Source organism: Actinomycetota bacterium (genome assembly GCA_030776725.1).
Lineage (GTDB): Bacteria > Actinomycetota > Nitriliruptoria > Nitriliruptorales > JAHWKO01 > JAHWKW01.
Genome location: JALYHG010000249.1, coordinates 1 through 9,657, shown reverse-complemented (window position 1 = coordinate 9,657; position 9,657 = coordinate 1). Strand labels below are relative to the sequence as shown.

Genomic DNA, 9,657 nt, shown 5'->3' with positions numbered 1-9,657 from the left:
GTCCCGAGCGTCACGGGCGCGGGCGCCAGCGGCGGGTAGGCCGCACCGACCAGTGCGGTCACGACAGCTGCGACGGTGATCGCGGTGGCGCCGCGCTCGGCGGCGACGACCGTTCCGGCGGCCAGGCCACTGACGAACCCGACCGGCACCGGCAGGATCACGAGCACCTGGTCCGCGCCGACGCTCCTCGCCGCCGGTTCGCCGGCGGCGAGGACGACCGCGACGGCCACGGCACCCGCGATGCCGAACGCGACGCCGACAGCCGCCCAGGCCAGGACGGTGCGGGCCGGCTCGGTCAGCACGGGCGGTGGTGGACCGCCTGAACCGGTCGGCTCAGTACTCGATCGCCGCGTACTCCCGGAGCTTGACGAGCCGATGGCGGGCGCGGACGAAGCGGATCGTGCCGCTCTTGGAACGCATCACCACGGATTCGGTCGCGGCGCCGCGGCGGTCGAAGTGCACACCCTCGACCAGGCCGCCACCGGTGATCCCGGTGCAGACGAAGAAGACGTCGTCGCTGCGGACCAGGTCGTCGGCGGTCAGGACCGCATCGAGGTCGTAGCCCTCCTCCTGTGCGGCCGCGCGCTCCTCGTCGGAGCGGGGCCACAGTCGGCCCAGCATCTGCCCGTCGAGGCACTTGACGGCGCAGGCGGCGATGACCCCTTCGGGGGTCCCCCCGATCCCGATCAGCAGGTCGACGTCGGGGCGGTCTTCCCAGACGGCGCGCAGGGCGGCGGCGACGTCACCGTGGGTGATCAGCTGCAAACGCGCACCAGCTTCGCGGATGTCGCGCATCAGGTCGGCGTGGCGGTCGCGGTCGAGCATGACGACCGTGACGTCGCGGACCTCCTTCCCCTTGGCCTTCGCGATCGCCTGCAGGTTGTCAGCGATCGGAGCGTCGAGGTCGACCACGCCAGCCGCCTCGCGGTCCACGGCGAGCTTCTCCATGTACACGCACGGACCGGGATCCAACATGGTGCCCCGCGGGGCCATGGCCATCACCGCGATGGCGCCCGGGCGGCCCTCGGCCAGCAGGGTCGTCCCCTCGACGGGGTCGACGGCGATGTCGACGGGTGGGGGATGGCCGGTGCCGATGCGCTCGCCGTTGTACAGCATCGGCGCTTCGTCCTTCTCTCCCTCGCCGATCACCACGATCCCGTCCATGTCGACGGTCGACAGCATCATCCGCATGGCGTCGACCGCCGCCTGGTCGCCGGACTCCTTGTCGCCGCGCCCCTGCCACCTGGCGGCCGCGAGCGCAGCCGCCTCGGTCACGCGGACGAGCTCGAGCGCGAGGTTGCGGTCTGGACTCTCCCTGGGGACCATCGCGGTCCTCCCTGCTCACGGCCGTCTCGGTGGACTGTAACGACCTTGGCGGCGGTCACGCCCGCTGCGCGGTGTCCGAGATGCCGAACGCCCCCGGCCGTGGTGGGACACCGCCTTCCTCGACGTACGACCGCAGCGCGTCGTTCTCCCACGCGACCCGGTCGGGGACGCCGGCGAAGGCGTTGAGGACCTGCTTCAGACGCGTGACCGTCACCCGGTCGCGTGACGCCACGGTGGCGAGCCAGGCCACCGCGGCGTCCTCGGCTTGGTCGTCGTCGACGAGCCGTTGCACGAACCCGGCCGCGGCCGCCTCTTGGGCGGAGACGTCTCGGCTGGACAGCACCCAGTCCTTGGCGACACCCAGACCGACCTGCCCCAGCGTGCGGGCCGCCCCGACCGGGATGCCGTAGAGGGCGCCGGGGAACCGGAACCGCGCGGACGGCGTGGCGCAGCGGATGTCGCACGCCGCGGCGGCCTCGGCGCCGCCACCGACCGCTGGGCCCCGCACCGCGGCGGCGGTGGGCTTGACGTGAAGCGACAGCAGCTCGTAGAAGATCGTGAACAACTCCGTGCGCCGCACGCCACCGTCCGCCAGTTCCTCGTGGACGTCGGCCCCGGCGCTGAACACGTCGCTGTCGCCGGCCAGCAGGACGCCACCGACGCGCTCATCGGTCGCCGCTTGGTCGAGCGCGTCGACGAGCGCCTCCAGCATCGCGGTGTCCATGGCGTTCCGTGCGGCGGGGCGGTGCATGCGGACGATGCGGATGACCTGCCCGCCGTCGAGCGCGCGGTCTGTCAACAGCAACGGCGGCGGGTCGGCCACACCAGCTCCTGTTCATCACCGGGGGAACGTCAGCGCCACCCGGGGGCGAAGGTCAGCGCCAGCACGGCGCGACCGGCTGGAGGCTACTTCGCGGATAGCCTGTGGTCGTGTCGAACCTGCCTGGCTCCACCCCTGCCCGACGCCGGTTGGCGCGGATCGTGCGCGACCACGACTGTGACGTGGCTGAAGCGGCGCTGCTGTGCTGCGTGGAGGTCGAGCCGGACCTCGATGTGGACGCCGAGCTACTCCGGGTCGATGCGCTGGCTGACCGGCTGCGCATGTCGGGGTTCGAGTCCTCTCACCCGCGCCGGGACGCCGAGGCACTGGGCGCCTACCTCGGGGGGACGCTGGGTTTCGTTGGCGACCACGAGTCGTACCACGATCCGCAGAACGCCCTGCTCACCCGTGTGCTCGACCGGCGACGCGGGTTGCCGATCACGCTGGCGATCGTCTACATGGCGGTCGGTTCCCGGGTGGGGATCCGGGCCTACGGGATCGCCACCCCCGGCCACTTCTTGGTCGGGATCGGTCCGGCACCTGACGCCGAGGATCCCGTGGTGATCGATCCTTTCCATGGCGGGGCGGTGGTGACCGAGCACGAGGTCGATCAACGCATCCAGCAGGCGACCGCAGGCGCGTCCCGCCTGCACCGAGGGATGTTGAGGCCCGCACCGCCGGTGCAGGTCGTACGCCGCCTGCTCAACAACCTCACCCGGGACTTCCTGGCGCAGGGCGACACCGAGGACGCCCTGTGGACGGTCGAGCTCAAGCGGCTCCTGCCCGACACGGGTGCCGAGGACGCCCGTGTCGCCGGTCAGCTGCTGGTCCAGCTCGGCCGTTACCGGGCGGCGGCCGAGACGGTGGAGGCGTTCCTGGCGGAGGCTGGTGACAGCGTCGAGGAGGATCAGCTGTCGCGCCTGGCACTGCGTGCCCGTGCCAAGATGAACTGACGCGCAGCGACGACCCTGGCCGAACGGCGGATGACGCTGAGCCGGTCGGGGCGTTGGATGGCGCTCGCCACGTCGGCGCACACACGGCGTCGACGCCGCGAGGCTCATGGATGTCACCAGCCCGTTCACCGTGCCGTTCGACACCGACGCCGTCCAGCAGCTGCTACGCCGCCTCCCCGCCCGCCAGCGGGTCACGTTGCGGTTGCGCTTCGGTCAGGGACTGACCGACCGTCAGGTCGCCGCTCTCCTCGGCTGCGGGGTGTCGACGGTCCGTACGCTGACCGGGCGTGGCGTGCGCCGTGTCCGGGAGCTGCTCACCCAACAGCGGATGATCGATCTGGGGGCCTGATCCTCGCTGGTGGTTGCGGCTGCTGGCCTGACGGGGACGCGCCGGTGGTCGACCGCAGACGGTGGGTGATCACCCAGGGTCGCTCAAGGAGCCGTTCACGTGAGAGCAGGGATGGTCGGGCTGGGCCGCATGGGGGCCAACATGGCCGAGCGTCTCCGCCGCCACGGCCACACGGTGGTCGGGTACGACCGCGATCCCAACGTGAGCGAGGTCGCATCGCTCGAGGCGCTGGTGGCCGCGCTCGAAGGGGAGCCGCGGCGGGTGGTGTGGATGATGGTCCCCGCCGGCGATCCCACGGCCGAGACCGTCGGGACGCTCGCGGAGACCCTCGCCGACGGCGACCTGGTCGTCGATGGTGGGAACAGCAACTGGCGTCACTCGCTGGCCCACCGTGACCTGCTGGGCGAACGCGGGATCGGTTTCGTCGATGTGGGTGTCAGCGGTGGGGTGTGGGGGCTCCGGGATGGCTACTGCCTGATGGTGGGTGGTCACACCGCCGACGTCGAAGACCTCCAGCCGCTGCTGCGCGCCCTCGCAGCCGACGGCGGCTACAGCCACGTCGGCCCGGTGGGTGCCGGTCACTTCACCAAGATGGTCCACAACGGGATCGAGTACGGCGTGATGCAGGCCTACGCCGAGGGGTACGAGGTCCTGCGCGCGTGCGACATGGACATCGACCTGGCGGCCACGTTCGAGGTGTGGCGCCACGGCAGCGTCATCCGTTCGTGGCTGCTCGATCTGCTCGCTGACGCGCTCTCCGACGATCCCGAGCTCGACCGCGTCACGGGTCACGCCGAGGACTCCGGCGAAGGCCGCTGGGCGGTTCAGGACGCCATCGATCTGGCGGTCCCGGTCCCCGCGATCGCGTCTGCGCTGTTCGCACGGTTCGCATCGCGCCAGGAATCATCACCCGCCATGCGCGCGGTCGCGATCCTGCGCGCACAGTTCGGCGGCCACGAGATCCCGTCGTGACCACCACCAGCGAGGCTGTGGTGCTGTTCGGTGTCACCGGCGACCTGGCACGCCGGAAGCTGTTCCCGGCACTGTACGAGCTGGTTGCCGACGGCCGTCTCGATGGCATCCCCGTGGTGGGTGTCGCGCGCAGCGACTGGGACCACGAGCGGTTGCGCGCCCACGCCCGCGACGGCATCGAACGCTTCGGTGACGTCGATGTCGACGACGACGTCTTCGCCAAGCTGGCGGCTGGCCTGCACTACGTCCGCGGCGACTACCGCAACGAGGCGACGTACACGGCACTGGCTGAGGCAGTCGGCGACGCCGCGCGGCCGCTGATGTACCTGGCGGTGCCCCCGACGATGTTCGAGACGGTGGTGGCAGGACTGTCGAACGCGGGCTTGAGCCAGGATGGACGGTTGGTGGTCGAGAAGCCCTTCGGTCGGGATCTGGACTCCGCCCAGCACCTCAACCGCTGCGTGCTGGATACCTTCTCGGAGGAGGCCGTCTTCCGCATCGACCACTTCCTGGGGAAGGCCGAGACGCTGGACCTGCTGGTGTTCCGGCTGTCCAACACCTTCCTCGAGCCGGTGTGGAACAGCCACTACATCGACAGCGTGCAGATCACGATGGCGGAGGACATCGGCGTCGAGGGCCGCGGTGGCTTCTACGAGCAGGTCGGTGCGCTCCGCGACGTGGTGCAGAACCACCTGCTGCAGATCCTGACGTTGGTCACGATGGAGCCCCCGGTCGACGCGGGCACCCGCGCGTTGCACGAGGAGAAGTGGAAGGTTCTGCGCTCGATGCGGCGGCTGGACCCCGATGACGTCGTCCGCGGCCAGTACCGCGGCTACCGCGGTGAGGAAGGGGTGGATCCCTCGTCCGACGTCGAGACGTTCGTTGCGTTGCGCGCCTGGATGGATTCGTGGCGGTGGGCGGGTGTGCCGTTCTACATCCGCGCCGGGAAGCGCCTGAGGGCCACTGTCACGGAGGTGCTGGTGGAGTTCCGCCGCCCGCCGTTGTCGCTGTTCTCGGGTGAGGACGCACCGTCGCCCCACCCCAACCACCTGATCTTCCGCCTCACGCCGGGCGAGCGGGTCTCGCTGTCGATCCAGATCAAAGAGCCCGGTGACGCTCTGGTGAGTCGCTCGGTCGACCTGGTCTACGCCTACGACGAGCGGCGGGAAGGTCCCCAAGAAGCTGCCTACGCCCGGCTCCTGTCCGACGCCATGGACGGCGATCACACGCTGTTCGCCAGCGCCGACGAGGTCGAGGAGGCCTGGAAGATCGTCGCCCCGGTCCTGGAAGGAGCCGGTGAGCTGTTCTCGTATCGCCCAGGCAGCTGGGGGCCATCCCAGGCGGAGGACCTGATCGCTCGTGACGGTGGCTGGCACCAACCGCAGCTTTGAGGCGTTACCAGCCGAACTGCCCTGTCAGCGGCCGAAGCGGCGCTGGCGCTGCTGGTACTCGCGCAGGGCACGCAGGAAGTCGATGCGGCGGAAATCGGGCCAGTACGGGTCACAGAAGTAGAACTCGCTGTGGGTGCTCTGCCAGAGCAGGAAACCCGACAGCCGCAACTCGCCCGACGTGCGGATGATCAGGTCGGGGTCGGGGAAGTCGTTGGAGTACAGGTGGTCGCCGATGTCCTCGGGTTCCAGCGTCTCGGCGACGTCTTCGAGGGTCGCTCCTTGCTGTGCCTTGCTCCACAGCAAGCTACGCAGGGCGTCGATGATCTCCTGACGTCCGCCGTAACCGACCGCGACTTGCAGGAAGCACCGGTCGTGTCCGACGGTGGCCTCCTCGGCCTCCTTCAGCACCCGGCGGGTGTCGTGCGGCAGGAGATCCAGAGCGCCGAGCGCTGAGACCTTCAGGCGCCGCTCACGGGCCTTGGGGTGGTGGGCGATGCGCTGGACGGTCTCTTCGATGATGCGGAGCAGCCCGTTGACCTCCGCCGCGTCGCGTTCGAGGTTGTCGGTCGATAACAACCACAGCGTCACGTACGGCACGCCGAGCTCCCAGCACCAGTCGAGGAACTCGTCGATCTTCCGGGCTCCGGCGAGATGGCCGAAGGTGGGATCGTCCATGCCGCGTTGACGGGCGAACCGGCGGTTGCCGTCGAGGATGACACCCACGTGGCCCGGCAGCGGCGCGGCCGCGATCTCACGTGCCAGACGCCGTTCGTACAGGCGGTAGGCGAGGTCGACGGGACTGAACATCGCGGCCGAGCGTACCGATGGTGGTGCGGCCAGGTCGCTCACCGCGACGCTGGCAACGTCTCGCGCATGGCGAAGGTCGCGGCGAAGCCGGCGCCGAGGAGGATCGCCGCGAGCCCGAACGCGGCCGGGAAGCCGAACAGGTCGGCGACCACACCGGTGACCAACGGCCCTGCGATCGCCCCGACGTCGCGCGCAACGTTCATCGCACCGACCGCACGGCCCTCCACACCGGCAGGCGCCAGGTCCCCGACCATCGCGGCGGGAACCGTGGAGGTCGCTCCGGTCGCCACACCCTGCACCGCCATCCACACGAACAGCATCGGCACCGTCGATGTCGTCGCGAGGCCGGCCAGCGCCAGCGCGAAGACCGCCGTCCCGACCCGGACGGGCAGCAGCCGGCCGTGCCTGTCGGTGACGTGGCTGGCGGGCCACAGCAGCATCCCGTGGGTGACGCTCGCGGTCGCCAGCGCGAGACCGACCTGTCCCGGTGTCGCGCCGAGGATCTCCTCTCCGAACAGCGGGATTCCCACGAACCGCACACCCTGACTGCCCCAGCTGACGACAGCGTGGACACCGAGGATCGCAAGGAACGTCCGATCGCGGACCAAGGCGCCGATCGCGGACCCGCCCCGCCCGGTGCCGTGTGCTCCTGTTGCCTCCAGCCGCGGTGGCGAGTCCTCCAGCTGGACGACCTGCCCACCGCGGTCTCGTGCCAAGGTCGGGAGCGGCCGCAGGTAGTTCAGCGTGACCGCCGTGGCGATCAGGAGCGTCACGGCGTAGATCACGAACGGCGCGCGGATGCCCACGGCCTCGATCACGAGCCCACCGACGGCGGGGCCGCTGGCGCCGCCGAGGAGGAACGCCCCGTGCAGCAGCCCGTTGGCGCGGCCACGCTCACGAGCGGGGATCGCCACGACCAGGTACTGGCCGAGGCCCGTGATGAACAGCGCCGAGCCCAGCCCTCCGGCGCCGCGGAGGAACACCAGTTCCATGTACCGGTCGGCGAGTGCGGTCGCGGCTGACGACGCCGCGACCAGGACCAGGCCGGTCGCGACGGTGATGCGGGCGCCGACGCGATCGGCGATCGCACCGGCGGGGCCGACGGCCACCAGGCGCACCGCTGCGAACGTCGAGATCACCGCGCTGGTGGCGCCGACGGACGCCCCGAGCTCCCGGGCGAACGCGGGGAGGGCCGGGACGATGAGCCCGAACCCGACCGCGACCGTGAACGCGGTGCCGAGCACCCCGCCGAGGAAGCCGGGCGTGCGCAGTGAGGAGGGACGGTCAGACACGGCCAGACACCTACCGCAACGGGGGCCTGTCGCGCACGTGGCGCGCCCCGGACCGTGATGAGTGGCTACCCTCGCCGCTCACCCCTCGAGGAGTCCGCTCTTGTCCCAGACGTCGCTGAGCCAGGAGGCGTACGCGCGTCTCGCGGCGGAGCTCGAGGAGCTCAAGACGACCGGTCGGGTCCGCATCGCCGAGACCATCGAGGAGGCGCGCGCCCACGGCGACATCCGCGAGAACGCCGAGTACCAGGCGGCCAAGGAGGAACAGGGCCGCATCGAGGCACGGATCCGCCAGCTGCAAGGGTTGTTGCGAGAAGCGCACGTGCGTGACCCCGGCCAGCAGCCGGCGGCTGACACGGTCGTGCCCGGCGTGGTCGTGACCCTCGACGTCGACGGCGATGAGGAGACCTACTTGGTGGCCGGCAGCCGCGAGGAGCGCCACGCCGAGTACGACGTACTGTCGATCGTGTCGCCGATCGGTCAGGCCGTGCTGGGCACCGGGGTCGGTGAGACGGTCTCGGTTCAGGCCCCGAGAGGATCCTTCTCGGTGACCGTCAAACGGATCGAGGTTCCGTGACCCTGTCCGTCGGTGACAGCCCGCTGCTGCCACCACGGTTCTGATCGCGAGCGCGCCGCACGGCGTTGACGACGGCACGGCCGGCAGTGGAAGCCACCATCTCGGCCTTCTCCACGCGGGCGTGCAGTTCGCGGTTGTTTGCCTCGGCGGCTTCCAGGCGGCGATTGAGGTCGGCGACCTCTCCGCGGACGGCCCGCAGCTCGTCGATCGCGACGGGCGCGGATCGGTGGATGACCCCCTCAAGCCGGGACTCGACCTCGGGCAGCCGCCGGGCGGCGTGCTCGGCCGCAGTGAGCCGCTCCTCGTGGCGGATCCGTGCCTCGCGAACCGCCTCCAGCTCCGCCACCACCGATCCCACCCGCGTCGCGAGCTCGCCGGCGATGCGGTCCACCGCGTCGCCGACGCGCCGACCGAGGACCTCGATCCGTCCGTTGAGCTCCTCGACGTGCCGGTGCAGGTCGCTGAGTTCGGTGAGATGACGTGCGACCTGGGCGACCGCGCGGGCGTCGATCTCTTCCATGCGGCTCATCAGGCCGTCAAGGCGCTCACGCCACATCACTTCGGCGCGTTCACGGTCGGCGCGGTCGCGCTCCACCGCCGCGTCGGTATCAGCCAGCCGCCCGCTCAGCAGTTCCAGCGCGCTGTCGAGGTCGCGGCGGGCTTGAGCCACCGCGTCGCCGGCCCCGGCCCGGACCGCTTCGAGGGCATCGTAGAGCGTCGCGACCCGCGCCCGGCCCGCCTCCGCAGCAGATTCGAGTTCGCCGTCCAGTCGGGCTTCGAGATCCTCCAGTTGCACGCTGAACCGGTGAACCGGCGGTGACAGCTCGTCGCGGATGCCGTCGACGAGCCGTCCGACGGATAGCTCGATCTCGGATGTCAGTTGCGTCAGACGGTGTTCGATCCGGCCGGACCATCCGCGGTGTTCGTCAGTGGCGCCCTGGAGCGCCTCGAGGGCACCGTCGACGCGGGCGCGCATGACGTCAAGTTGTCCTCGCCGAGCGGCGTCGCGGCTCTCCGCGTCGTCGGCGAGCCGCTCGACGTCGTGCTCGAGCTCCCGCAGTCGCGCCTGGAGCCCGGCCAGCTCTGCGTCGGTCGCGATCTCGACGAGCACGTCGCGCACCTCGGCGAAGGCTTCATCCTCGCCCACGTCGGCGTCTCGGCTGGTGGTCATCA

Annotated in this window: 11 protein-coding genes; 5 read left to right on the top strand and 6 right to left on the bottom strand. The window is 70.7% G+C overall.

Features of this window, described 5'->3' with window-relative positions; translation table 11 throughout:
• From M3N57_12050 to M3N57_12040, 3 genes are all read right to left on the bottom strand, one after another.
• The coding region (locus M3N57_12050) for a hypothetical protein (protein MDP9023401.1) at window positions 1-302 on the bottom strand (302 nt) is incomplete at its 3' end.
• A 31-nt stretch (window positions 303-333) separates the two neighbouring features.
• Window positions 334-1,326, bottom strand: coding sequence for a class II fructose-bisphosphatase (gene glpX / locus M3N57_12045; GenBank protein MDP9023400.1), 993 nt, complete (start codon window positions 1,324-1,326; stop codon window positions 334-336).
• A gap of 55 nt (window positions 1,327-1,381) precedes the next feature.
• Complete coding sequence (locus tag M3N57_12040) at window positions 1,382-2,149, bottom strand: enoyl-CoA hydratase/isomerase family protein (protein ID MDP9023399.1); 768 nt, start codon at window positions 2,147-2,149, stop codon at window positions 1,382-1,384.
• A gap of 107 nt (window positions 2,150-2,256) precedes the next feature.
• Here M3N57_12040 and M3N57_12035 point away from each other — a divergent pair, with 107 nt between their 5' ends.
• From M3N57_12035 to zwf, 4 genes are all read left to right on the top strand, one after another.
• A complete protein-coding gene (locus M3N57_12035; GenBank protein MDP9023398.1) occupies window positions 2,257-3,099 on the top strand; it encodes a transglutaminase-like domain-containing protein in 843 nt (280 codons plus the stop codon).
• 106 nt (window positions 3,100-3,205) lie between these two features.
• Window positions 3,206-3,448, top strand: coding sequence for a hypothetical protein (locus M3N57_12030; GenBank protein MDP9023397.1), 243 nt, complete (start codon window positions 3,206-3,208; stop codon window positions 3,446-3,448).
• A 99-nt stretch (window positions 3,449-3,547) separates the two neighbouring features.
• Window positions 3,548-4,420, top strand: a complete 873-nt coding sequence (gene gnd / locus M3N57_12025; protein ID MDP9023396.1) for a decarboxylating 6-phosphogluconate dehydrogenase — start codon at window positions 3,548-3,550, stop codon at window positions 4,418-4,420.
• On the top strand, window positions 4,417-5,811 hold the full coding sequence (zwf, locus tag M3N57_12020; GenBank protein ID MDP9023395.1) for a glucose-6-phosphate dehydrogenase: 1,395 nt from the start codon (window positions 4,417-4,419) through the stop codon (window positions 5,809-5,811). Before gnd ends, zwf begins: the two co-directional genes overlap by 4 nt.
• Before the next feature lie 24 nt (window positions 5,812-5,835).
• Here zwf and uppS read toward each other — a convergent pair whose 3' ends face one another.
• The gene (gene uppS, locus M3N57_12015) at window positions 5,836-6,618 is read right to left on the bottom strand and encodes a polyprenyl diphosphate synthase (GenBank protein MDP9023394.1); all 783 of its coding nucleotides are present in this window, start codon (window positions 6,616-6,618) and stop codon (window positions 5,836-5,838) included.
• 38 nt (window positions 6,619-6,656) lie between these two features.
• On the bottom strand, window positions 6,657-7,910 hold the full coding sequence (locus M3N57_12010; GenBank protein ID MDP9023393.1) for an MFS transporter: 1,254 nt from the start codon (window positions 7,908-7,910) through the stop codon (window positions 6,657-6,659).
• A 100-nt stretch (window positions 7,911-8,010) separates the two neighbouring features.
• Here M3N57_12010 and M3N57_12005 point away from each other — a divergent pair, with 100 nt between their 5' ends.
• Window positions 8,011-8,484: a transcription elongation factor GreA gene (locus M3N57_12005; protein ID MDP9023392.1), complete on the top strand. Its 474-nt coding sequence runs from the start codon at window positions 8,011-8,013 to the stop codon at window positions 8,482-8,484.
• Here the strand turns inward: M3N57_12005 and M3N57_12000 are convergent.
• The coding region (locus M3N57_12000) for a hypothetical protein (GenBank protein MDP9023391.1) at window positions 8,462-9,657 on the bottom strand (1,196 nt) is incomplete at its 5' end. The two genes, M3N57_12005 and M3N57_12000, sit on opposite strands and share 23 nt — an antisense overlap.